Annotated in this window: 21 protein-coding genes; 9 read left to right on the forward strand and 12 right to left on the reverse strand. The window is 64.7% G+C overall.

Annotated elements, in window-relative coordinates; all coding sequences use genetic code 11:
- The first annotated feature begins 75 nt into the window (after positions 1-75).
- The 3 genes from LB564_RS16275 to LB564_RS16285 all read left to right on the forward strand — a co-directional run bounded on the left by LB564_RS16275 (position 76) and on the right by LB564_RS16285 (position 5,383).
- Positions 76-903 carry a MurR/RpiR family transcriptional regulator gene (locus LB564_RS16275; protein ID WP_224539164.1) on the forward strand — a complete coding sequence of 276 codons (828 nt, stop codon included), beginning with the start codon at positions 76-78 and terminating at the stop codon, positions 901-903.
- Positions 904-1,094: 191 nt separating this feature from the next.
- A complete protein-coding gene (locus tag LB564_RS16280) occupies positions 1,095-2,255 on the forward strand; it encodes an efflux RND transporter periplasmic adaptor subunit (protein ID WP_224539166.1) in 1,161 nt (386 codons plus the stop codon).
- Positions 2,252-5,383 carry an efflux RND transporter permease subunit gene (locus tag LB564_RS16285; protein ID WP_224539168.1) on the forward strand — a complete coding sequence of 1,044 codons (3,132 nt, stop codon included), beginning with the start codon at positions 2,252-2,254 and terminating at the stop codon, positions 5,381-5,383. Before LB564_RS16280 ends, LB564_RS16285 begins: the two co-directional genes overlap by 4 nt.
- 109 nt (positions 5,384-5,492) lie before the next feature.
- On the opposite strand, the gene LB564_RS16290 is transcribed toward LB564_RS16285, so the two are convergent.
- The 6 genes from LB564_RS16290 to LB564_RS16315 all read right to left on the reverse strand — a co-directional run bounded on the left by LB564_RS16290 (position 5,493) and on the right by LB564_RS16315 (position 11,330).
- A complete protein-coding gene (locus LB564_RS16290; RefSeq protein WP_224539171.1) occupies positions 5,493-5,903 on the reverse strand; it encodes a GtrA family protein in 411 nt (136 codons plus the stop codon).
- Positions 5,900-6,718, reverse strand: coding sequence for a ChbG/HpnK family deacetylase (locus tag LB564_RS16295; protein WP_224539173.1), 819 nt, complete (start codon positions 6,716-6,718; stop codon positions 5,900-5,902). The genes LB564_RS16290 and LB564_RS16295 overlap by 4 nt, the downstream gene beginning before the upstream one ends.
- Positions 6,715-7,698 carry a glycosyltransferase family 2 protein gene (locus tag LB564_RS16300; protein WP_224539175.1) on the reverse strand — a complete coding sequence of 328 codons (984 nt, stop codon included), beginning with the start codon at positions 7,696-7,698 and terminating at the stop codon, positions 6,715-6,717. Before LB564_RS16300 ends, LB564_RS16295 begins: the two co-directional genes overlap by 4 nt.
- Positions 7,691-8,857 (reverse strand): glycosyltransferase 87 family protein, encoded by a 1,167-nt coding sequence (locus LB564_RS16305; RefSeq protein WP_224539178.1) that lies wholly within the window; start codon positions 8,855-8,857, stop codon positions 7,691-7,693. The genes LB564_RS16300 and LB564_RS16305 overlap by 8 nt, the downstream gene beginning before the upstream one ends.
- Positions 8,858-9,006: 149 nt before the next feature.
- Positions 9,007-10,044 (reverse strand): zinc-binding dehydrogenase, encoded by a 1,038-nt coding sequence (locus tag LB564_RS16310; protein WP_224539179.1) that lies wholly within the window; start codon positions 10,042-10,044, stop codon positions 9,007-9,009.
- Between the two features lie 44 nt (positions 10,045-10,088).
- Complete coding sequence (locus LB564_RS16315) at positions 10,089-11,330, reverse strand: acyl-CoA dehydrogenase family protein (RefSeq protein WP_224539181.1); 1,242 nt, start codon at positions 11,328-11,330, stop codon at positions 10,089-10,091.
- A gap of 122 nt (positions 11,331-11,452) precedes the next feature.
- Between LB564_RS16315 and LB564_RS16320 the strand changes: the two genes are divergently transcribed.
- The 6 genes from LB564_RS16320 to LB564_RS16345 all read left to right on the forward strand — a co-directional run bounded on the left by LB564_RS16320 (position 11,453) and on the right by LB564_RS16345 (position 15,793).
- Positions 11,453-12,268, forward strand: coding sequence for an SDR family oxidoreductase (locus LB564_RS16320; RefSeq protein WP_224539183.1), 816 nt, complete (start codon positions 11,453-11,455; stop codon positions 12,266-12,268).
- Between the two features lie 41 nt (positions 12,269-12,309).
- Positions 12,310-12,795, forward strand: coding sequence for a MaoC family dehydratase (locus tag LB564_RS16325; RefSeq protein WP_023770549.1), 486 nt, complete (start codon positions 12,310-12,312; stop codon positions 12,793-12,795).
- Positions 12,792-13,826: a phosphotransferase family protein gene (locus LB564_RS16330; RefSeq protein ID WP_224539185.1), complete on the forward strand. Its 1,035-nt coding sequence runs from the start codon at positions 12,792-12,794 to the stop codon at positions 13,824-13,826. The genes LB564_RS16325 and LB564_RS16330 overlap by 4 nt, the downstream gene beginning before the upstream one ends.
- Positions 13,827-13,829: 3 nt before the next feature.
- Entirely contained in the window at positions 13,830-14,606 is a 777-nt protein-coding gene (locus tag LB564_RS16335) for an SDR family NAD(P)-dependent oxidoreductase (RefSeq protein ID WP_224539187.1), read from the forward strand.
- 106 nt (positions 14,607-14,712) lie between these two features.
- Complete coding sequence (locus tag LB564_RS16340; protein ID WP_140704290.1) at positions 14,713-15,357, forward strand: TetR/AcrR family transcriptional regulator; 645 nt, start codon at positions 14,713-14,715, stop codon at positions 15,355-15,357.
- A 187-nt stretch (positions 15,358-15,544) separates the two neighbouring features.
- Entirely contained in the window at positions 15,545-15,793 is a 249-nt protein-coding gene (locus LB564_RS16345) for a DUF680 domain-containing protein (RefSeq protein ID WP_224539189.1), read from the forward strand.
- A 47-nt stretch (positions 15,794-15,840) separates the two neighbouring features.
- Here LB564_RS16345 and LB564_RS16350 read toward each other — a convergent pair whose 3' ends face one another.
- From LB564_RS16350 to LB564_RS16375, 6 genes are all read right to left on the reverse strand, one after another.
- Positions 15,841-16,890, reverse strand: a complete 1,050-nt coding sequence (locus tag LB564_RS16350; protein ID WP_224539190.1) for a Gfo/Idh/MocA family protein — start codon at positions 16,888-16,890, stop codon at positions 15,841-15,843.
- Entirely contained in the window at positions 16,890-17,675 is a 786-nt protein-coding gene (locus LB564_RS16355) for a ThuA domain-containing protein (RefSeq protein ID WP_224539192.1), read from the reverse strand. Before LB564_RS16355 ends, LB564_RS16350 begins: the two co-directional genes overlap by 1 nt.
- 78 nt (positions 17,676-17,753) lie before the next feature.
- Positions 17,754-17,978 carry a hypothetical protein gene (locus LB564_RS16360; protein ID WP_224539194.1) on the reverse strand — a complete coding sequence of 75 codons (225 nt, stop codon included), beginning with the start codon at positions 17,976-17,978 and terminating at the stop codon, positions 17,754-17,756.
- A gap of 58 nt (positions 17,979-18,036) precedes the next feature.
- Entirely contained in the window at positions 18,037-18,612 is a 576-nt protein-coding gene (locus LB564_RS16365; protein ID WP_224539196.1) for a sarcosine oxidase subunit gamma, read from the reverse strand.
- Entirely contained in the window at positions 18,605-21,598 is a 2,994-nt protein-coding gene (locus tag LB564_RS16370) for a sarcosine oxidase subunit alpha (protein ID WP_224539198.1), read from the reverse strand. Before LB564_RS16370 ends, LB564_RS16365 begins: the two co-directional genes overlap by 8 nt.
- A complete protein-coding gene (locus tag LB564_RS16375) occupies positions 21,595-21,906 on the reverse strand; it encodes a sarcosine oxidase subunit delta (protein WP_224539199.1) in 312 nt (103 codons plus the stop codon). The genes LB564_RS16370 and LB564_RS16375 overlap by 4 nt, the downstream gene beginning before the upstream one ends.
- Positions 21,907-21,911 lie beyond the last annotated feature (5 nt).

A 21,911-nucleotide genomic window follows, 5' to 3' on the forward strand; every position in this document is an offset into this window, starting at 1 on the left:
ATTTCATACAGTTTGTCCGGCTTTGTCAAATGCGATCTGGGGAAAAGACCGTCGGCGAGCCAAAGGTGGGGAACGATGATATCCAGCATTGCCGAATTGATCGCCGACCGCATCGGCGCGATGCCCGCTGGTGAGCGGCGGGCGGCCCAAACGCTGATCGCCAGCTATCCGTTGATCGGCTTGAAGACGGTCGCCGAATTCTCGGCCGCGGCCGGCGTCTCCTCGCCGACGATCCTGCGCTTCGTTGCCCGGCTCGGATTCCAGAATTATTCCGAGTTCCAGTCGAGCCTGCAGGACGAATTGGCGGCGCAATTGCAGTCACCGGCGATCCGCACACTCAATCCCCCCTCGCCCGCCGGCGGCAGCGCCTCGCCGATGCTGGAAGCCACGCTCGACAATATGCGCGAGACCTTCCGCCATCTCTCCGACAAGCAGCTCGCCGACATCGCCGCGCGGCTTGCCGAGCGGCGCGGCAAGACCTTCCTGATCGGCGGTCGTTTTACCGACCCGTTGGCGCGCTACATGGCCGCCCATCTCGCCGTCATCCAGCCCGACGTGTTTCATCTCGCGGGACAGGAAAGCATGTGGCGCGACAGGCTGATCGACATGGGCAAGCGGGACGTGCTGGTGATCTTCGACATCAGGCGCTACCAGGACAGCCTCGTCCGCTTCGCCGAGAAGGCGCATCAGCGTGGCGTCCAGATCGTGCTGTTCACCGATCAGTGGTTGTCGCCCATCGCCCGCTTTGCCCGCCATGTCATCGCCGGGCGCACCGCTGTGCCTTCCGCATGGGATTCCTCGGCGGCACTGTTCGTCGTCGCCGAAACGCTGATCGGGGCCGTCACCCTGCAGCTCGAGGCCGACGGCGCACGGCGCATCCGCGAGATGGAGGGCCTGCGATAGGCCGATCCCAGCCAATCGCGTCCGCCTCAACCGGATGTCCGGCTTCACGTTACCGAGATTTAATGTGCACGATTGCGTGATAATTGCCATAAACCGCTGATATTCGGTGTGGCGTGGCCGGATCTTGCCGCCCGCATCGTCGCTGTGCCGCTCCTTTGGGAATGGCTGACGATTCCTGAACCGGAGTATCGATGCGGACCTGGAAGCAAATTGCCGTTGCGCTTGTGATCGTGGTCGCCGCCGCGGCCGCATGGGCGCGCTTTTATCCCGGGGCGCCCGAGGTGCTGGCGCGCTGGGGGATGGATTGGACCTACGCGGCGACGCCCCCGGCCGGGAGCGGTGCGACCGACGCGAAACAGGCTGGCAATCGCAATGGCGCCCGCCCGGTCAACGTCGTCGCCTTGCCTGCCGTTTCGGCTGTTATCAACGACCGCCTGCAGGCCATCGGCACCGGCCGCGCCAACGCCTCGGTGACCGTCAATCCCTACAGTTCCGGCCGCCTCGCCGAACTGCTGGTCGACTCCGGCAGCCATGTCGACAAGGGACAAATTATCGCCACGCTCGATTCCGAGACGGAGATCATCGCCCAGGACCGCGCCAAGCTCGCCTTGCAGGACGCCCAGGCCAAGCTCGACCGCGTCAAGTCGCTGCGCGCCTCCAACGCCGCGACCCCGGTCGCGGTCGCTGACGCCGAAGTGGTGTTGGCGGGCGCCAGGCTGGCGCTTCAGGACGCCGAGCTCGCGCTGCAGCGCCGCTCGATCCTGGCCCCCATCGCTGGTACGGTCGGCATCCTGCCGATCTCGGCCGGCAACTATGTAACCAACCAATCGGCGATCGCCACCCTCGATGACCGCTCCTCCATCCTGGTCGATTTCCAGGTGCCCGAACGTTTTGCCGCCGCCATCAAGGTCGGGGCGCAATTGACGGCGACGCCGATCGCCAATCCGAGCAATGCCTATACCGGGACGGTTTGGGCCATCGACAACCACATCGACGAAAAGAGCCGCACGCTTCTGGTCAAGGCCAAGATCGCCAACCCCGCCGATTCCCTGCGCGCCGGCATGTCCTTCGGCATCACCATGAAATTCCCCGGTGAGACCTATCCGGCCGTCAGCCCGCTGGCGATCCTGTGGGGATCGGACGGCGCCTATGTCTGGCAGGTCGAGGACGGCAAGACCAGGCGCGTGCCGGTGCGCATTATCCAGCGCAACACCGAGACGGTGCTGATCGACGCAGAGATCGACAGCGGCGACATGGTGGTCACCGAAGGCACCCAGAGCGTCAGCGAGGGCGGCGAGGTCCGCATCGCCGGCCAGAAGCCTCCTGCCGCGAACGCCGTGGAAGGCTCATGACCGGCACCGTCAACGCCGCCAGCGATACCGGCTTCACCGCCCTGTTCATCCGCAGGCCGGTCATGGCTTTCGTGCTGAACACCCTTATCGCCGTTGCCGGCCTCGCCGCCTTCTACGGTGTCGAGATCCGCGAACTGCCCGACGTCGATCGCGCCGTCGTCACCGTGTCCACCACTTTCAATGGCGCGGCCGCCGAAACCGTCGACCGCGAATTGACCGACACGATCGAGGGCGCCGTCGCCCGCGTCTCCGGCGTCAAGTCGATCTCGTCCTCCTCCTCTTTCGGCTCGAGCCGCGTCACCATCGAGTTCAACGACGGCGTCGATCTCAACGTCGCGGCCTCGGACGTGCGCGACGCGGTTGGCCGTGTCGCCAACCAGATGCCGGATACCGCGGATCCGCCGCGCATCGTCAAGGCCGACGCCAATTCCGACGCGGTGATGCGCCTGGCGGTGACATCGGACAGCATGTCGATCCAGGACATGACGGTGGTGGTTCAGGACCAGATCGAGGATGAACTGGCCGCCGTACCCGGCGTCGCCGACGTCCAGGTCTATGGCGACCGCGACAAGATCTTCCGCATCGATGTCGACCAGAACAAGCTCGCCAGCCTCGGCTTCACGGTCGCGGATCTTCGGGCAGCACTTGCCTCGGTTGCCTTCGATTCCCCGGCCGGCTCGATCACCACGACCAACCAGGACCTGATCGTGCGCACGACGGCTGACGTGACCACGCCCGCCGAATTCGAAAACATCATCATCGGCGGCACGACGCGCATCCGCGATGTCGCCACCGTCACGCTTGGCCCCGATGTCGGCCAGACCGCGCTGCGTTCGGACGGCAAGACCGGCATCGGGCTCGGCATCATCCGCCAGGCGGAATCGAACACGCTGGACATTTCGACCGGCGTGCAGGCTGCCGTCGCCAAGCTGCAGCAGAACCTGCCCGAGGGCATGTCGATCAAGATCACCAGCGACGACGCGGTCTTCGTCAAGGGCGCGGTGCACGAGGTCGAGATCGCGCTCGGCCTGTCGGTCACCATGGTGCTGATCGTGATCTATGTCTTCCTGCTCGACTGGCGTGCCACGCTGATCCCGGGCCTGTCGATGCCGGTCGCCATGATCGGCACCATAGCCGCCATCTATCTGGCCGGTTTCTCGGTCAACATCCTGACGCTGCTCGCCTTGGTGCTGGCCACCGGACTTGTCGTGGACGACGCCATCGTGGTGTTGGAAAACATTGTGCGACGGCGCAACGAGGGCATGGGGCCGCGCGCGGCCGCCGTGCTCGGCGCGCAGGAAGTGTTCTTCGCCGTCGTCGCCACGACGCTGACGCTGGTCGCCGTCTTCGTGCCGATCTCGTTCCTGCCTGGCCAGACCGGCGGCCTGTTCCGCGAATTCGGCTTCGTGCTGGCCATGTCGGTGCTTCTGTCCTGCGTGGTGGCGCTGACGCTTTGCCCGATGCTTGCCTCGCGCATGCTGACCGGCGCATCGCTTCAGCACGAAGGCGGCCATGGCATCGGTGCGCGCATCGGCGGCGTCCTCAATGCCGGCTACAAGCGCGCGCTCCATGCATGTCTCGACGCGCCTTGGATCGTGGTTCTTGTCGCGGCGCTGTTTGCCGGCATCGCCTTCAGCCTGTTCGGCACGATCCGCCAGGAGCTGACTCCAACCGAGGATCGTGCGGCCGTGCTGTTGCGCATCAACGCCCCGCAAGGCGTCAGCCTCGACTACACGACGCAGCAGATGCAGAAGATCGAGCGGTTGATCCAGCCGATGCGCGATTCCGGCGAGATCCGCTCGACCTTCGAGAACGCCGGCCAGAACGGCTCCTACAATTCGGGCTTCATGGTGATGACGCTTGCGCCGTGGGACGAGCGCAGCCGCAGCCAGCAGGAGATCATGGCCGAGATCAGCCAGCTGACGAGGCAGGTGCCCAGCGTGCGCATCTTCCCGGTCCAGCCCAACAGCCTCGGCATCCGCGGCGCCGGCAACGGCCTGCAATTCGCGCTGGTCGGCAACGATCGCAAGGCGCTCGGCGACGCGGCCGTCAAGATCATCGCCGAGATGCAGAAGGATCAGCGCTTCCAGACGCCGCGCCTGTCGATCGACCCGACGCAGCCGCAGCTGGCCGTGGCCATCGACCGTGAGCGCGCTTCCGATCTCGGCATCGACATCACGGGTCTCGCCAACACCATGCAAGCCATGCTCGACGGCAACGACGTCGTCGATGTCTACATCGCCGACCGCAGCTACGGGGTGAAGCTTGTCTCGACCACCAATCCGATCAACGACCCGACCGATCTGGAAAATGTCTTCCTGAAGACGGCTGACGGCCGTTTCGTGCCGATGTCGACCATCGCCACGCTGACCGAACGTGCCGTGCCGCCGTCGCTGTCGCGCGAGCAGCAGCAGCCGTCGGTAGCCATCACCTCCAATCTGTCAGGCAATTTCGCGCTCGGCGATGCGCTGGCGCGCGCCGAGCAAATTGCCACGCCGCTGCTGCCGCCGGGCAGCCGTATCCTGCCGCTGGCCGAAGCCGCGACCTTGGGCGAAACAAACAGCGCCATGGTCACCATCTTCGGCTTCGCGCTGGTCATCATACTTTTGGTGCTGGCCGCCCAGTTCGAGAGCTTCGTCAGCGCCGTCATCATCATGGCCACGGTGCCGCTCGGGCTTGCCTGCGCGATCTTCGCGCTGCTCTTGTCCGGCACCAGCCTCAACGCCTACAGCCAGATCGGCCTGGTGCTCCTGGTCGGCGTCATGGCCAAGAACGGCATCCTGATCGTCGAATTCGCAAACCAGCTGCGCGATCGCGGCCTCGGCGTGCGCGAAGCGATCGAGCAGGCCTCCACGATCCGCCTGCGGCCGGTGATGATGACGATGATCTGCACCATCCTTGGCGGTGTGCCGCTTGTGCTGGCCGCCGGTGCGGGCGCCGAGGCGCGCGTGGCGCTGGGCTGGGTGATCGTCGGCGGGCTTGGCCTGGCCACCATCTCGACGCTGTTCCTGACGCCGGTCGCCTATCTCCTGCTGGGCCGCTTCGTCACGCCCAAGACCCATGAGGAGGCGCGGCTGAAGCGCGAACTCGAGGAAGCCGCCTACACCAATATCGAGCCGGCGGAATAGAGCAAATTCCAGGAAAAGTGTATGACGGTTTTCCGCCCGGAATTGCATGAAAACAAAGTGTTAGAGCGGCTCCGCGATTCCACCAAACGCTGAACCTCTCTAGTGATAGCTACTTCACCAGCCGGCCCTCGATCGACCAGCGCGCGGCGAGGAAGTTCAGCACCGCCGCGACGATGACCCCACCGATCTTTGCCGGCCACACGCCGGCGATGCCGGAAAAGAGCGCGATCGACAGGCTGGAGACACCGAGCGAAATCAGCGCCCCGAGCGAGACGAACCGCAGGAACGCATCATGCAGCCGGATGGCCTGATTGCGCTCGAACGACCAGAAGCCATTGACCACGAAAGAGAAGACGACGGCGATCGACCACGAGATGACATTGGCGGGCAGCGGCGGGAGGTGCAGCTTGAGCAGCAGGAAAAAGCTGGCAAAGTCGATGGCTGCATTCGCCAGTCCGACAAGCGCGAAACGGACGATCTTGCTGCCGGTCGAACGCCGGGGTTGGTCACTGCTGCTCATCCCATGCCGTCCATGATCTCGACACCGGCGCGGGCCAGGCGCGCGCCGAACGCATCGGAGGCCAGCACATCGAATTCCACTTCGCGCACGCCCTGCATCGGATCGCGCGCGCGCAGCGTTTCGTCGACATGGCCGGGGTGGCACATGAACAGTCCATGCTCCGGCAGCGCGTCGACCGCGGCCTCCAGCACCGGGCGGAATTTGTCGGGTTGCCGCCAGTCATAGATGCCGGCGAGTGGCTTCCAGACCGCAAAGCCGGCGTGCTGCATCGATTGGTTGAAACCGGCGGCGACAGCGGCGATTGCCGCGATTTTCGCTGCGACGGCGGCATCGCCCAGCGCCGGGGCGCCGCGCAGCATCGGCCTGTCGGCGGCCTCGGGAAAACGCGAACGCAGCCATCCGCGCACGACGGGCAGGAAATGCACGTGCTGATGACCGTCGATGAAGTCGGGCTCGCGGCCCAGCGCCTCGACGAAACGGCTGAACTGCGCGTCGAGTTCGGCATGGACGTCGCGCGCGTCGATCCGGCCGCGCAAGACCGGCAAGGCCAGGGAACGAAGCGGCGGCAAGTGGCCCTTTGGCGCCAGGCTCGATTTGCCTGTGATGGCCGGCTGGTCGGTCAGCGTCAGATGCAGCCCGATCGCGGCGCGGCCGCATAGCGGCTTTATGCGCGCCGCCGCATCAGGCCATTCCGGAAAGCCGGTCATGCAACTGGTGCCGGTCAGGCGTCCACGGTCGAGCAGATCGAGAATTCCGGCGCAAACCCCTGGCGCCAGCCCGTAATCGTCGGCGATCAGGCGAATGCGCCGCGTCATCCGCGGGACGCGCCTGGGGCGCCGTCCGAAACGTTGCTGCGCACCACATCGCGCACCAGATAGACAGGGCGGTCCTTGCTCTCCGACAGCGTGACCCAGACATATTCGCCGATCAAGCCGAGCAAGGTGAGATTGAGGCCGCCGAGCAGCACAACGGCGACCATCAGGCTGGGATAGCCAGGCACGGCAATGCCATAGAACATCACCTCGAAGAACACTTTGGCGCCGTAAACAATGCCCGCCAGCGCCGCCAGCATCCCGCTCAAGCTGATAATGCGCAGCGGGATGACGGAAAACGACGTAAAGCCTTCCAGCGAAAAGGCGATCAGGTTGAGCCGGCTCCATTTCGACTTGCCGATGGCGCGGTTTTCCGGCGAATAGGGTATGGCTTTCTGACGGAAACCGGCCCAGGCGAACAGGCCCTTGTTGAAGCGCCGCTTGTCACGCAAACTCGTCAAAGCGCGCGCAACGGTACCGCGCATGACGCGAAAGTCACCCGCGTTCTCCGGAATGTCGAAACGTTGGCTGCTGTTGATCAGGCTATAGAACAGCTTCGCTAGCTGGCTGCGCCGCCAACTCGCCTCGCGCCGGTCGTTCTGCGCGTAGACGACGTCGATCTCGGGGTCGTCGACCAGTTCGGCGATCATCTTCAGGCTGATGTCCATGGAATGCTGCAGATCGGAATCCATGATCAGCACCATGTCGCCGCGCGACTGGTCGAGTCCAGCGAGCACCGCGACCTCCTTGCCGAAATTGCGGCTGAGGCGAACGATCTCCCAAGATCCCGACAGGGCGCGGGAAAATCGCTCGGCCCCGTCGTCGCGGCTGCCGTCATCGACCAGGATCTTGTGGACCGCCATGCCGAAACGGCTCGATACAGCTTCCTCGAGCCTGTCGAGCAGTGCGGCGAAGGCAGACGCCGATTGCGCCTCGTTGAAGAACGGCGCGACGATATCGAGTTTCTGACGCAACTCAGCCATGGGCGACGGGTCCGACATTCACCGCCTTTTCGCGCGCCTTGGCCCAGAACCACCAGATCAGCGAACAGGCGATGAAGGTGACCGCGAGCGGCCGGAACCAAGGGTAGAAGAAATCATGCATGTGACGCTCGACGCCGGTCAAACCCGTGAGGAACAATACCGTCGCCAGCACCGAGGCCAGGACGCCGCCACGCTCGTCCCGCCACAGTGTGGCAATAGCGAGGCCGGCGGGCACGGCGATCATGGCATAGGTGTTGGGCTCGACGCGCGGATTGAACACGCACATGTAGAAGGCTGCCGTCAGGAAGATCGCCAGTCCGGCCATTCCAGGCTGGAGCTTGCGGTCGAACCAGAGGACGGTCGATAGCGTAAGCAGTGCCACGACGACACGCACGGTCGTCGCGGCGAATTCAGGCATGGGCAGTCCCGCCGAGGTGAAGGGCGCCGTGAAGTCGGTGGGGACAAAGTGGCTTGATTTGTCGAGGCCCATCGAAGTCAGCATGCGGGCGAAATCGCCATATTGCGCGTTGAGGTAGGAAGCTGGTGCGAACGCATAGGGCACGGCAAGCACGAACAGCACCGATAGCACCAGCACGGCTATCAGCCGCGGGCGCAGAGCCCCCACCAACAAAAGCATGATGATGGCGGTCGGTTTGGCAATGATGGCGACCGAAGCCCAGAAGAAGGTCTCGGCGCGACGCCCTTCGAGCGCCGACAGAGTGAGAAGCCAGCAGGCACCGGTCAGGAGGATCGTCGCCTGGCCGTTGCGGATCGCGCCCAGCGCCATCGGCAAGGCAAGGAAGAGACCGTAAGAAAGCAACCAAGTCGATTCGCCGCCGCCAAGCTTGCGTACCTGCCGCATCGCCGCGAAGGTGAGCACGGCAAAGCCCATCACGTGCCAAATCAGCCCGCCGAGATAAGGTCCGAGCTTCGCCACCGGAACGTAAAGCGCGGCGAAGGCGGGCGCGTAGAGATATCCCATTTCGGATTGGAGATTGTAGAGCGGCCGCCCATTCAGGAATGCGTCGCTGCCATATGTGTAGGCTGCCATCACGGTGCGGGTGTGGGGCGACCACAGGACCATGGCGAGAACGACCAGGAATGCCCCGATCCAAAGGCCCAGCCCCAAACGGTCGAAAACCGGCTTGGAAATCGTCATCAATAAACCCCGCACGCCAATGGGGAAGACGCCTCAGCCTCGTCCCGGCATTCGATGGCGGCGGCATATCACGGACAAAGCGGCGCGGCATAGGGGGCTTGATGGCGCGGATGACGATCCGGCAGGTTCGATGGCGGTCTTTCGAGGCGCTAGGGCCGGATGAACACCTTGCCGTTGGGCTTGGCCAGCTCCGCAGGCACCCGTGCCATCGCTTCGGCGAGCGGCACGATCGCGGTTACGTCGGTTGACCAGCGTCCATCGGAAAATCGCTTCTGCGCCTCGAGGACCGCGGGGCCACGCCGATCTCTGGATTGCCGCATCCATTCGCTCAGCCAGAAACCCTCTATGTGCTTGTGCTGGAAGATCAGCTGGCCGGGCTCGCGGATGATCGTGGCCTCGGGGTCGAGCCGGCCATAGATGATCCAGCGCGCCCGTTTCGGCATTGCATTGAAGATGGCCGAGGCCAGCGGCCCGGTGACCGCATCGAGGAAGATGCGCGGCTGCTCGGCCTTCATTACATCGCGCAGCGTGACCTCGAAATCCGGCGCCTTCTCGTTGAGGACATGCGCCGCGCCAAGCTCTTTCAGCAATGCGATCTGCTCGTCGCGGCGCACGGTGACGACAGGCCGAAACCCTTCCTCCCTGGCCAGGCCGATGATCAGCTTGCAGAGTTGGCTGGCGCCGGCGGCCATGACGAAGGCCTTCTCGCCTTCCTGTTTGACGATGTCGAACATGGCGATCGCGGTCAGCGGATTGACGATCATCGCCGCGCCATCCTCGTCGCGCACCGTATCGAGCAGCGGAATGCAGGCCGCTGCCTCGGCGACGGCATAGTCGGCCCATGAACCCCAGTTGCTGAGACCGGTGGCGAAGGCGACGCGCTTGCCGACGAGGCTTTTGGCATAGGGCTCGTCACCACCGGCCACGACCGTGCCGACACCCTCGAAGCCGGCCGGCCGGCCCTTGGCGCGCGGCTGCCCATACTGGCCCTTGATGAAGGCGACATCCGAGGGGTTGATCGAGGCCAGGCTGACCTTGATCAGCACCTGGCCCGGCCCGGGCGCCGGCACCGCGATCCTGCCAGGCTCAAGATACGGCTCCATCGCCTCGAGCACGCTGCCGCTCGGCGTCCTGGTATAGCCGTCACCGACCAAGAGCAGCGCCTTCATTTCGGAGGGGATCGTCATTGGCGGGATTCCTTGTTTGTCGGCGGCAACACGGCCGGCAGCGCTCAGATCTTTTCCTGCGTGTATTTCTTGAGCTCGGTGCGCGCCACCTGCCGCCGGTGCACGGCATCAGGTCCGTCGGCGAGGCGCAGGGTCCTCAGATGCGTCCACGAGCGCGCGAGCGGCGTATCCTGGCTGATGCCTTGCGCGCCGAACATCTGCACCGCTTCGTCGGTGACTTTCAGCGCGACGCGCGGCGCGATCACCTTGATCTGGCTGATCCAGGGCGCAGCGGCGCGCGCGTCGCCCTGGTCGATCATCCACGCCGCCTTGAGGCAGAGCAGCCGGGCCATCTCGATCTCCATGCGGCATTCGGCGATGATGTCGAAATTGGCGCCAAGTTTTGCCAGCTTCTGGCCGAACGCCTCGCGGCGCACGGAACGCTGGCACAGCATTCCCAGCGCCATCTCGGCCTGGCCGATGGCGCGCATGCAGTGATGAATGCGGCCGGGACCGAGCCGCCCTTGGGCGATCTCGAAACCCTTGCCCTCGCCGAGGATCAGGTTCGAGGCCGGCACCCGGACATTGTCGAGGCGTAGGTGCATGTGGCCATGCGGCGCGTCATCGTCGCCATAGACCTGCATGGCGCGGACCTTGGTCACGCCCTTGGCGTCCGATGGCACCAGGATCATGGAATGGCGGCGGTGCTGTGGCTCCTCATCGCCGCCGGTCCGCGCCATGACGATATAGATGGCGCAGCGCGGGTCACCGGCGCCCGATGCCCACCATTTCTCGCCGTTGAGCACATAATCATCGCCCTGCCGCTCGCAGCGCATGGCAATGTTGGTGGCGTCGGAGGACGCGACATCCGGCTCGGTCATCAGATAGGCCGAGCGGATTTTTCCGTCCAGCAGCGGCTCGAGCCATTCCCGCTTGTGCTCGGCCGTGCCGTAGCGTTCCAGAACCTCCATATTGCCGGTGTCGGGCGCCGAGCAGTTGAAGGTTTCGGCGCCCAGATGCGCCTTGCCCATCTCCTCCGCCAGATAGGCGTATTCGACGGTGGACAGGCCGTAGCCGCGCTCCGAACCGGTCAGCCAGAAGTTCCACAGGCCGCGGTCCCTGGCGGTCTTCTTCAGCCCTTCGAGGATCTCGCTCTGGCGCTTGCTGTAGACCCAGCGGTCGCCTTCCTTGCCGACTTCGCCGAGGAATTCCTTGTCGAGCGGCATGATCTCGTCGCGCACCATGGCCGCGACGCGTGCGTGGATCGGTTTCAGCCGCTCGGTCATGCCGAGATTCATCTGCGTCATCGGTCGCTAACCCTTCATGCAGGCCAGGCATTTTACCCGTGGCAAGGATGACCGTACTTCGGATAGCCTTGTCAACGCGAACTGTTTTGCCCGCAGGCGGGGCAAGGCGCGGAGAAATTCGGATGAGCTATCTCGACGAGCTGTTTTCGGTTGCCGGCAAGACCGCGCTGGTGACGGGAGCGGCGACCGGCATCGGCCGCATGGCGGCGACCGCGCTGGTCAGGGCCGGCGCCAGCGTAATGATCGCCTCGCGCAAGGGCGACGACTGCATCAAGGTGGCCAATGAGTTGAACGGGCTTGGCGCCCCGGGCCAGGCGGAAGGCTTTGCCGGCGACGTCTCCAGCGAGGCAGGCATTGCCGCCCTGGTCGGCGAGGTCAAGGCGCGCACCGAAAAACTGCATATTCTGATCAACAATGCCGGCGTGTCGTGGGGCGCGCCATTGGAAAGCTTTCCCTACCATGCCTGGGCCAAGGTGTTCGGCGTCAACGTCACCGCGGTCTTCCATCTGACGCGCGAATTGCTGCCGCTGCTCGATGCCGGCGCCAGCGACGCCGATCCGGCCCGGGTGATCAATCTGGGATCGGTGATGGGCACGCAGCCGCTGGCCGACGATGCCTATTCCTACACCGCCTCGAAGGCGGCTGTGCATCACCTGACGCGCACGCTGGCGCTCGAACTTGCCGGCCGCCGTATCACCGTCAACGCCTTTGCCCCCGGCCCCTTCCAGAGCCGCATGACGGCTTTCGCCACCGGCACGGACGAACAGGCCAGGCATGTCGGCAACCATGTCCCGATCGGCCGCATCGGCGCACCGGATGACATTGCCGGCGCAACGCTCTATTTGTGCAGCCGTGCAGGCAGCTATGTCACCGGCGCCATCCTGCCGATTGACGGCGGGCAGTCGGTGCAGCATGGGCTGACCTTGTTCAAGGAATGACATTTTCCGGCCGCAGAAGCCGGAGGTGAAAACAGGAGGACGTGAGCGTGGAACCGATCAGTCTCGATGTGCTTCTGGCCAGCGTCGGCAAGGAAGTCGGCGTCTCGCCCTGGCGCGTGGTCACGCAGCGCATGATCGACCAGTTCGCCGACGCCACCGACGACCACCAGTTCATCCACTGCGACCCAGAGCGGGCCAAGCGCGAAACGCCGTTCGGCGGCACCATCGCGCATGGTTTCCTGTCGCTGTCGCTGCTGTCGGCCATGACCTTCGAGACCATGCCGCCGCTGGAAAACGGCAAGATGGGTGTCAACCATGGCTTCGATTCGCTGCGCTTCCTGGCACCGGTGAAGACCGGCGCGCGCATCCGCACCCGTTTCGTGCTGGCCGACGTCAAGGTCAGGCCGTCGGGCTGGGTGCAGACGGCGCACGACGTGACCATCGAGATCGAGGGCTCGAAGAAACCGGCGCTGACCGCCCGCTGGTTGACCCTGACCTTGCTTGAACGCCAGCCCGAGACCGCATGAGTGACCCGAACGCGCTCGACCAGGCGGCGCTCGCGCCTTACCTCGAGGCGCAAATACCAGGCTTTTCCGGGCTCGCGGCCATCGAAAAATTCAAGTCCGGCCAATCCAACCCGACCTATCTCCTGACGGCGGCAAGCGGCCGTTACGTGCTGCGCGCCAAGCCGCCAGGCCAACTCCTGAAATCGGCGCACCAGGTCGACCGTGAATTCCGCGTGATGAAGGCGCTTGCCGGCACGGCCGTGCCCGTGCCCGAAATGCTGCACCTGTCGACCGAGGACTCGCCGATCGGCCGCATGTTCTACGTCATGGACTTCCTCGATGGCCGCATTTTCTGGGATCCGGCATTGCCGGAGGCACGTGGCAACGATGAACGCGCGGCCATCTGCGACGCCATGAACGCCACGCTGGCCGCCCTGCACGATGTCGATGTCGAGGCGGTGGGGCTCGGCGATTTCGGCCGGCCCGGCAATTATTTCGAACGCCAGCTGGCGCGCTGGTCCACCCAGTACCGTGCCTCGGAAACCGGCGCCATTGCCGACATGGACCGCCTGATCGCCTGGCTTGAGACGCATGTGCCGGCCGATGATGGCCGCATTGCGCTGGTGCATGGCGACTACCGGCTGGACAATTTGATTTTCGCGCCGGACCGGCCGGATGTGCTGGCCGTGCTCGACTGGGAATTGTCGACGCTTGGCGACCCCTTCGCCGACATCGCCTATCAGTGCATGCAATGGCGCCTGCCGCATGCATCCGGCTTTCGCGGCCTGGGCGGCATCGATCGCTCGGCACTCGGCCTGCCCTTCGAAGAAGACTATGTCGCTGCCTATTGTCGGCGGCGCGGGCTCACCGGCATCGGCAACTGGACATTCTTCCTCGCCTTCTCCTTCTTCCGGCTGGCTGCAATCTGCCAGGGTGTCTACAAGCGGGCGCTGGACGGCAATGCCTCTAATCCCGAAAAGGCCAGGACCTATGGCGAGGCGGTGAAGCTGCTGTCGCGCCTCGCCGCCGAGTTGATCGACAAGGAGAGCTAAGCAATGGGCCGCTTTGATGGAGCTACGGTGCTGATCACGGGCGCGGCCGGCGGCCTCGGCCGTGGCGCCGCCAAGGGCTTTGCCGCCGAAGGCGCCCGGCTGGTTCTCTCGGACCTGGATGAAACAGCCCTGATGAGTTTCGCCGGGACGCTCGATGCCGAAACGGCAATTCTGGCCGGCAACATTGCCGATGAGGCGCTATCGGAAGCGCTGGTGGCGCTGGCGGTCGAAAGATTTGGCCGCCTGGATGTCGCCGTCAACAATGCCGGCATCGTCCAGAGTTTCGTGCGCCTGCCGCAGGTTCCATCCGACGAAGCCCGCCGTGTGCTCGAGGTCGACCTGCTCGGCGTGTTCTATGCCATGAAGCACCAGATCCCGCGGATGGAGCAGCAGTTCAAGGCGACGGCCAAGGGCGGCGCCATCGTCAACATCGCCTCGGCCGCCGGCCTTTCGGGCGCGCCGAAGCTTTCGGTCTATGCCGCCGCCAAGCATGGCGTCGTCGGCCTGACCCGCTCGGCGGCGGTCGAATATGCCAGCAAGGGCCTGCGCATCAACGCCATCTGCCCCGCCCACACCAGGACGGCGATGGTGGACAGTTTCGTGCGCGTCTCCCGCGCGCCGGAGGCAGAGGCGCTGGCCGAACTGACCCGTGGCGTGCCGATGAAGCGCGTGGCCGAAGTCGACGAAATCACCACCGCCATCCTGTTTGCCGCCGACCCGGCCAATTCCTTCATGACCGGCCATGCGCTGGCCATCGACGGCGGCATCGGCGCGATCTGATTCCCCGCGATCTGGCGCCTGCCGCTTGGGAACCGTCGGCGGCCTTGTTCGTTTCCGTACAGCGTATATAATTTAGCCAGGCATCAACCAGACAAGGGCAACGGACTTGCCGCTGAGCGTCCAGAAACGCCGCGAGAAACAAAAGGCCGAACTCCGCTCGGAGCTTGTAGAGGCCGCGCACAAGCTCGTCCAGGAAGAAGGCTACGAGGGCCTGACCATCCGCAAGCTGGCCAGGCGGGTCGGCTACGCGCCGATGTCGGTCTATTCCTATTTCGCCGACAAGCAGGACATCCTCTTCGCGCTGGCCGAGGACGCGTTCGAAACGCTTGCCCGGCGCATCGAGGAACACCCGTCCGACGATCCGATCGAGGCCTTGCGGGCGGTGATGACCGAATATGCCGCCTTCGGGCTCGGCAATCCAAATGAATACCGCACCGTCTTCATGACCGAAAAGACCAGGCTGCCGGAAGGCAGGAGCTACGAGGACATGGAAGAAGGCAATCCGGCGATGAAGGTGCTGATCAGCAGGGTCGAGGCCTGTGTCGCCGCCGGGAAATTGCATGGCGATCCGCGCGCCATCGCCACCATGCTGTGGGCGGTCGGCCATGGCACCATCTCGCTGTTGATCACCTTCCCCTTCTATCCCTTCGGGGACGCGCAGGCATTCGTGAAGCGGATGTGCGACTTCACCCTTGCCACGCTCAGCACACAAGATGTGCCGCCATTGACCGAGACACCGGTCAACTGCTGATCTGCAGGCTTTTCGTTTCCAGATTTCCGCGCCGCCTTTCCGAGCCAAACCGGGGGCGAATTTCTTGGTTAACAAAAAACTACCGTACGTGTACGATTTGCCCTTGAACTCCGCGATCGACGAGCGTATTTGTACGAAGCAACGTACATGTACGGAATAAATTCACCGTCGAAAACGGAGACTGACCATGAAAAAGACCCTCCTCACCCTCGCCGCCGTGCTGGCACTTTCGGGCTCGGCCTTTGCCGCCAACACGACCCATGCGGTCAAGCATGTGCCCGCCGCCGCCTGCGTCGACACCCGGACCAATGTGAAGCTCGATTGCGCTTCGACCGGCTCGGTCGACAAGAAGGCTTCCACGGAAGCCACGACCGAAGGCAAGGGCCCGCGCCTCGGCATCACGGTGAACCCGTGGATCATGCCGAGCGCCTACTGAGATTTGCAAGGTTGGTTGTGGCCGGCTCAGCCGGCCACATGATGATTTCAGGCGATCGAGACCGGCAGCTTGGCCGCCGAACTCTGAAAGGCCGCGTCGATCAGCTTCTGCATCTCGGCGGCGCGCCGGAACGACGGATCGCCGTTCTGTCCCGCGTCCAGCGCATCGGCGAAGCGCCGGGCATTGTGTTTGACGTCAGGCGGCGTCAGCGTCCGCCAACGGTGCTGATCGACGTCGTCGCCCAGGCAAGCGGACAGTTTCGAAACCTTGCCATCGGTCTCGACCTTGATCGCGCCCTTGGTGCCGTGTAGGGCCAGCGACAGATCATTGCCATGGCCTGTCGTGTAGCGGCTGGCCATGATCGTGGCCAGCGCGCCTGACCTGAGCCGCGCCGTTATCGCCAGACTGTCATTGACGTCGAGCACATAATCGCCGATGCGGTCGCCCTCGGCCTTCGGAAACGTCACCAGATCGGCATGCAGGGAGACAATATCCTCGGCCGCCCCATAGGTCGCGAAGTCGAGGATATGGATGCCGACATCGCCCAAAACACCTGTCGAACCGTGCCGGCCCGACAGGCGCCACAGCCATTTGTCGTCGACCCGCCAATCGCCCCAGAACTTGCTGACCAGCCAGCTTTGCCTGTAGCTGGCCTCGACATGGCGCAGCTCGCCGATCTCGCCGGCCTCCACCATACGCCGCGCCGCATGGATCACCGGTGTGTTGCGATAGGTCAGATTGACCATGTTGACGAGCCCGGCCGCCTCGGCGGCTTCGCTCATCGCAAGCGCATCGGCGTAGGTCGGCGCCAGCGGCTTCTCGCAGAAGACATGTTTCCCGGCGGCGAGCAGGGCCAGCGTCGTCGCCTTGTGGACCTGGTCCGGCGTCGCATTGATGGCTGCATCGAACTCGCCCCAAGCGATCGCCGTTTCGAGGCTCTCGAAGAAAGTACCTATTTTGTTGGCGGCGGCGAACGCCGCCGCGCGGCCCGGCAGCTGGTCCACGCAAGCGACGATGGCGCAGCCGGGAACCTGACCGAACTCCTCGATATGATGGGCCGCGATCCAGCCGGTGCCGAGCAAGAGCAGGCGATGCATCAGCTCAACCCCCTGTCACCGTCGGTATGCAGGCGCAGGCCTTTCTGGACGATCTTCTCCTTGGCCTTGTCCGTCGGTACATTCGGCGCATTGGTGATGCCGGACCATGCCGGAGCCGGGTTGTGCGCCCAATGCACGGCGTTGCGCAGCACCTGCTGAACGCCTTCATTGTGGTAGATCGGATAGGTCTCATGGCCCGGTGAGAAGTAGAAGATTTTTCCGGCGCCCCGCTGGTAGGTCAGGCCGGAGCGGAACACCTCGCCGCCCTCGTACCAGGAGATGAACACCGTCTCCAGCGGCTCCGGCACCGCGAACGGCTCGCCATACATTTCCGTCTCGCCGATCTCCAGGCACTCGCCGATGCCTTGCGCGATCGGGTGGCCGCGGTTGATCGCCCAGACACGCTCGCGCTCGCCCGCCTCGCGCCATTTCAGCGAACAGGGCGTGCCCATCAGCCGCTTGAAAATCTTCGAGTAATGGCCGGAATGGAGCACGATCAGACCCATCCCTTCCCAGACCCGCTTCTGCACGCGCTCGACGATCTCGTCCTTGACCTCGCCATGCGCGGCGTGGCCCCACCACAGCAAGACATCGGTGGCGGCAAGGCGCGCCTCGCTCAGGCCGTGCTCGGGTTCCTGCAAGGTGGCGGTGGTCGCCTCGATGCCCTTGTCCTGGTTGAGCGCGGCGGCAATCGTGCTATGCATGGTCAGGGGATAGAGGTCGCGCACGGCGGCATTGGTCTGTTCATGGACGTTCTCGCCCCAGACTATGGCTTTAACAGGCATTCTTCCTCTCCAAAGCGCTTTGAATATCGTATCTGCGGAGGTCTTGGGAAGATGGCTTTCAACCAAAATTTTTGGAAATCAAGGCTTGCGGGACTTGCGACCGGGGACGGTCTTGGCCTTGCCGGGTTTAGCCGGGGCGCCCGGAATGGCGGAACTGGTGATCGACACCGGATCGCTGGCCGGGAACGTGTCCTCGAGGCCCTCCTCGAGTTCTTCTTCGGCGTCGGCGTCGTGATGCCGCTCGTGTTCGAGCGAACGGACCGCCGCTGTTTTCGGCGATTTCGGCGCGGACTTCGACGGCATCGGCATCTCTCCCTCGACTGTCGCCGCTCAACGGACGCGGGCGGCAAACGTTCCGGGGTCAGCCGGCGGCGTCGCGGGCTCCCTCGGACAGGAAAGTAAAGACATAGTCCGAGAAGGAACGCCAGCACTCGACCCTGAAGGCGTCCTCGGCCGTGCGCAACAGCACGATCTCGGCCTTGCCCAGGATGGTGCGCGAAGCGGCGCCCACCGGGAAGGCTTCGAGCGACAGATCCTGCGGGCAGCCCGAATTGACCGTGGCCTCGGCCCCTGGGCCGGCAACTGAAATCGCGATGTTGCGGTGCGAGATACCGACCGACGAGTGCAGGACGGAAACTTTCGCGCAATCGGCAAGCGGGTCCTTGCCGGCTTCATCGATGACAAGCCATTCGTCCGGGCCAAGCCACAGTGCGGTACGCCCCGCCTTGGACGCGGATGTTTTCGGCTTCTTCGGCAAGGTCACGCCGAGCGCCTTCGAAAGCCCCGCAAGCGAAGCCTCCGGCGCCCGCAGCGACATGCGCTCCGCCGGGGGCAGCACCTCGACCTTGACGCCGGCCGCCGATGTGGCGCGCCCGGCCAATGCCGGACGCCGCTCGGCCGAGGACGACGCCGTCGTCTTTGCAGCAGCCTTAGCCATTGAGGCGCCCTCCCGTCTCGTCGAAGAACACCATGCCGGTAACCTCCACTTCGATCACCCCATCAGGCATCGGCACGTAGAGCGTGTCGCCCATTCGGTCGCGCCCGCCGGCAACCAGCGCCAGCGCGATGGAGCGGCCGCAATTCTGCGACCAGTAGCTCGATGTGACATGACCAATCATCTTCATCGGGATGGCCTGTTTCGGATCCTCGACGATCTGCGCGCCTTCTTCCAGCACCACCTTGGGGTCCTTGGTCTTGAGGCCGACCAATTGCTTGCGGCCCTTGGCCACCAGGTCCGGCCGCTTCAAGCCGCGAATGCCGACAAAGTCGGTCTTCTTCTTGCCGACCGCCCAGTCGAGGCCGGCATCGTTTGGCGTCACCGTGCCGTCCGTGTCCTGGCCGACGATGATGTAGCCCTTTTCGGCGCGCAACACGTGCATCGCCTCGGTGCCGTAGGCGGTGGCGCCATGCTTCTGGCCTTCGGCCCACAACGCTTCCCAGACGGCCTGACCATGGTCGGCCGGCACGTTGACCTCGAAACCGCGCTCGCCGGTGAACGACATGCGGAACAGCCTCGTCGGCGCGCCGCAGATCTTGCCCTCGCGCACCGACATATGCGGCAGCGCCTCGTCGGACATGTCGATGCCTTCGACCAGCGGCGCGATGATGTCACGCGATTTCGGCCCCTGCACGGCGATGACCGCCCACTGTTCGGTGATCGAGGTCAGCCAGACATTGAGATGCGGGAACTCGGTCTGGAGATAATCCTCCATGTGGTTCATGACACGCGGCGCGCCGCCCGTCGTCGTCGTCACATGGAAACGGTCCGGCGCCAGCCTGCCGACGACGCCGTCATCATAGATGAAGCCGTCCTCGCGCAGCATGATGCCATAGCGGCAGCGGCCGGGTTCCAGCTTCTCCCACGGATTGGTGTAGAGCAGTTCCATGAACTTGGCCGCATCCGGCCCGACCACCTCGATCTTGCCGAGCGTCGAGGCATCGAACAGGCCAGCCTGGTTGCGCACGGCAACGCATTCGCGGTCGACCGCCGCATGCATGTCCTCGCCGGGTTTGGGGAAATACCAGGCGCGCTTCCACTGGCCGACATCCTCGAACACCGCGCCCTGCGCCTCGGCCCAGGGATGGATCGCGGTTTTGCGGGTCGGGTCGAACAGCGGCCCGCGCGCATGGCTGACGATCGCGCCGAAGGTGACAGGCGTATAGGGCGCGCGGAACGTGGTCAGCCCGACCTCGGGGATCGGCTTGCCCAGCGTCTCGGCGGCGATCGCCAGCCCGTGCATGTTGGAGGTCTTGCCTTGGTCCGTCGCCATGCCGTTGGTGGTGAAGCGCTTGACGTGCTCGATCGAGCGCATGCCTTCATGCACCGCCTGGCGAATGTCCTTGGCGGTGACGTCGTTCTGGAAATCGACGAAGGCTTTCACCGTCGTATCCGGCCCGGCGCCGGGTGCCGCGCCCAGCATGCCGCGCGACCAGCTCTCGGAGGCATCCACCTTCGGCTTGGTGCCCTTGGACACCTTGCCGCCTGTTTCCTTTGCCGCCTTGGCACCCGCCGCAGAGGCCTCGTCGACCGAGGCCGACAGGCCGTCGGTGCCGTTGCAGGCGCCGACCGAGACGCAGTCCTGCGCGTAGGTGCCGGGCACGAAACGCTTGGTCTCGTCGTTGAAGGCGATCTTGCCGCGCGACTGCGAGAACAGATGCACCGACGGTGTCCAGCCGGCCGACATCAGGATCGCGTCGACGGGAATGGTGCGTTCGCCGCCGCCATTCTTCGGCTGCACCGTCATCGACGACACCCGCAGCTTGCCGCCGGCGCGGATCACCGCACGGCCGAAATTGATCTCGATGCCGAGCGCCCTCGCCTCGTCGATTACCGGGCCGGTCGGGTTGTCGCGCAGATCGACGATCGCCGCCACGCTGACGCCGGCCTTCTTCAGGTCGATCGCGGCCGCGTACGCCGAGTCATTGGCGGTGTAGACGCCGACATTCCTGCCGACCGCGACGCCATAATGATTGAGGAAAGTGCGTGCCGCTCCCGCCAGCATGACGCCCGGCCGGTCGTTGTTGGCGAACACCATGTGGCGCTCGATGGCGCCGGAAGCCAGCACCACGCGCTTGGCGCGAACCTGCCAGAGCCGCTCCCGCGGCAGGTCGTGGCCCGGGGCCTTCAGGTGGTCGCTGACGCGCTCGACCAGGCCGATGAAATTCTGCGCGTAATAGCCGAACGCCGTGGTGCGCGAGAGCACGCGGACATTGTCCATTGAACTCAACCTGGCGATCGCCGCTTGCGCCCAGGCAAAGCCGTCCTGGCCGTCGATCTTCGCACCAGACTCGAATCGCAGGCTGCCGCCGAACGCGGCCTGCTCGTCGGCGAGGATGACGCGAACGCCGGTCTCCGCCGCTGCTAACGCCGCCGCGATACCGGCCGCACCGCCGCCCAGCACCAGAACGTCGCAATGCGCGTAGCGCGAGGAATAATGGTCGGGATCGGGCTTGTCGGGCGAAACGCCGAGGCCGGCGGCTTCGCGGATCTTGGGCTCGTAAAGGCTCTTCCAGGCCGCCTTCGGCCACATGAAGGTCTTGTAGTAGAAGCCGGCCGAAAACAGCGGCGAGGCCAGGTCGTTGACAGCGCCGAGGTCGAAGGACAGCGACGGCCAGCGGTTCTGTGAGTTGGCGGCGAGACCGTCATAGAGCTCCTGCACGGTCGCACGCACGTTCGGCGTCTTTCGCGCATCGTCGCGCACGATCTGCACCAGCGCGTTGGGCTCTTCCGCGCCGGCCGACAGGATGCCGCGCGGGCGGTGATATTTGAACGAGCGGCCGACCAGATGCACGCCATTGGCAAGCAGCGCCGAGGCCAGCGTGTCGCCCTCGATGCCGGTATAGGACTGGCGATCGAAGCTGAAACGGGCTGTCTTGGCCTGGCTGAGGCGCCCGGCGCCGGAAATGCGCAACGCGCCGCTCATTTCGCAACTCCTTCGGTGGAGTTTTTGGGCAGCTTGGAGGGTTTGGGCTCGCCGGCCTTGTAGGTCATGACGAATTTGTCGGTCACGGTGTCGCGCACCGCGTTGAAGAAGCGCGCGCAGCCATGCATGTGCCGCCAGCGCTCATAAATGATGCCCTTGGGATTGGAGCGGATGAAGAAGAACTTCTCGAAGTCGTCGTCGCTCTCGGCGGATATGTCGGCCGAACGCGCGATATGCGCCTCGCCGGCGTTGCGGAATTCGAGTTCCGGGCGCTCTTCCTCGCAATAGGGGCAGCGGATGAGAAGCATCGTGT

This window comes from Mesorhizobium sp. ES1-6 (assembly GCF_020164775.1).
Taxonomy (GTDB): domain Bacteria; phylum Pseudomonadota; class Alphaproteobacteria; order Rhizobiales; family Rhizobiaceae; genus Mesorhizobium.

What these genes read in the sequence shown, in the direction of transcription:
- LB564_RS16275 (WP_224539164.1), top strand. Translation starts at nt 76, where the DNA reads ATGATATCCAGCATTGCCGAATTGATCGCCGACCGCATCGGCGCGATG.
- LB564_RS16280 (WP_224539166.1), top strand. Translation starts at nt 1,095, where the DNA reads ATGCGGACCTGGAAGCAAATTGCCGTTGCGCTTGTGATCGTGGTCGCC.
- LB564_RS16285 (WP_224539168.1), top strand. Translation starts at nt 2,252, where the DNA reads ATGACCGGCACCGTCAACGCCGCCAGCGATACCGGCTTCACCGCCCTG.
- LB564_RS16290 (WP_224539171.1), bottom strand. Translation starts at nt 5,903, where the DNA reads ATGAGCAGCAGTGACCAACCCCGGCGTTCGACCGGCAGCAAGATCGTC.
- LB564_RS16295 (WP_224539173.1), bottom strand. Translation starts at nt 6,718, where the DNA reads ATGACGCGGCGCATTCGCCTGATCGCCGACGATTACGGGCTGGCGCCA.
- LB564_RS16300 (WP_224539175.1), bottom strand. Translation starts at nt 7,698, where the DNA reads ATGGCTGAGTTGCGTCAGAAACTCGATATCGTCGCGCCGTTCTTCAAC.
- LB564_RS16305 (WP_224539178.1), bottom strand. Translation starts at nt 8,857, where the DNA reads ATGACGATTTCCAAGCCGGTTTTCGACCGTTTGGGGCTGGGCCTTTGG.
- LB564_RS16310 (WP_224539179.1), bottom strand. Translation starts at nt 10,044, where the DNA reads ATGACGATCCCCTCCGAAATGAAGGCGCTGCTCTTGGTCGGTGACGGC.
- LB564_RS16315 (WP_224539181.1), bottom strand. Translation starts at nt 11,330, where the DNA reads ATGACGCAGATGAATCTCGGCATGACCGAGCGGCTGAAACCGATCCAC.
- LB564_RS16320 (WP_224539183.1), top strand. Translation starts at nt 11,453, where the DNA reads ATGAGCTATCTCGACGAGCTGTTTTCGGTTGCCGGCAAGACCGCGCTG.
- LB564_RS16330 (WP_224539185.1), top strand. Translation starts at nt 12,792, where the DNA reads ATGAGTGACCCGAACGCGCTCGACCAGGCGGCGCTCGCGCCTTACCTC.
- LB564_RS16335 (WP_224539187.1), top strand. Translation starts at nt 13,830, where the DNA reads ATGGGCCGCTTTGATGGAGCTACGGTGCTGATCACGGGCGCGGCCGGC.
- LB564_RS16345 (WP_224539189.1), top strand. Translation starts at nt 15,545, where the DNA reads ATGAAAAAGACCCTCCTCACCCTCGCCGCCGTGCTGGCACTTTCGGGC.
- LB564_RS16350 (WP_224539190.1), bottom strand. Translation starts at nt 16,890, where the DNA reads ATGCATCGCCTGCTCTTGCTCGGCACCGGCTGGATCGCGGCCCATCAT.
- LB564_RS16355 (WP_224539192.1), bottom strand. Translation starts at nt 17,675, where the DNA reads ATGCCTGTTAAAGCCATAGTCTGGGGCGAGAACGTCCATGAACAGACC.
- LB564_RS16360 (WP_224539194.1), bottom strand. Translation starts at nt 17,978, where the DNA reads ATGCCGTCGAAGTCCGCGCCGAAATCGCCGAAAACAGCGGCGGTCCGT.
- LB564_RS16365 (WP_224539196.1), bottom strand. Translation starts at nt 18,612, where the DNA reads ATGGCTAAGGCTGCTGCAAAGACGACGGCGTCGTCCTCGGCCGAGCGG.
- LB564_RS16370 (WP_224539198.1), bottom strand. Translation starts at nt 21,598, where the DNA reads ATGAGCGGCGCGTTGCGCATTTCCGGCGCCGGGCGCCTCAGCCAGGCC.
- LB564_RS16375 (WP_224539199.1), bottom strand. Translation starts at nt 21,906, where the DNA reads ATGCTTCTCATCCGCTGCCCCTATTGCGAGGAAGAGCGCCCGGAACTC.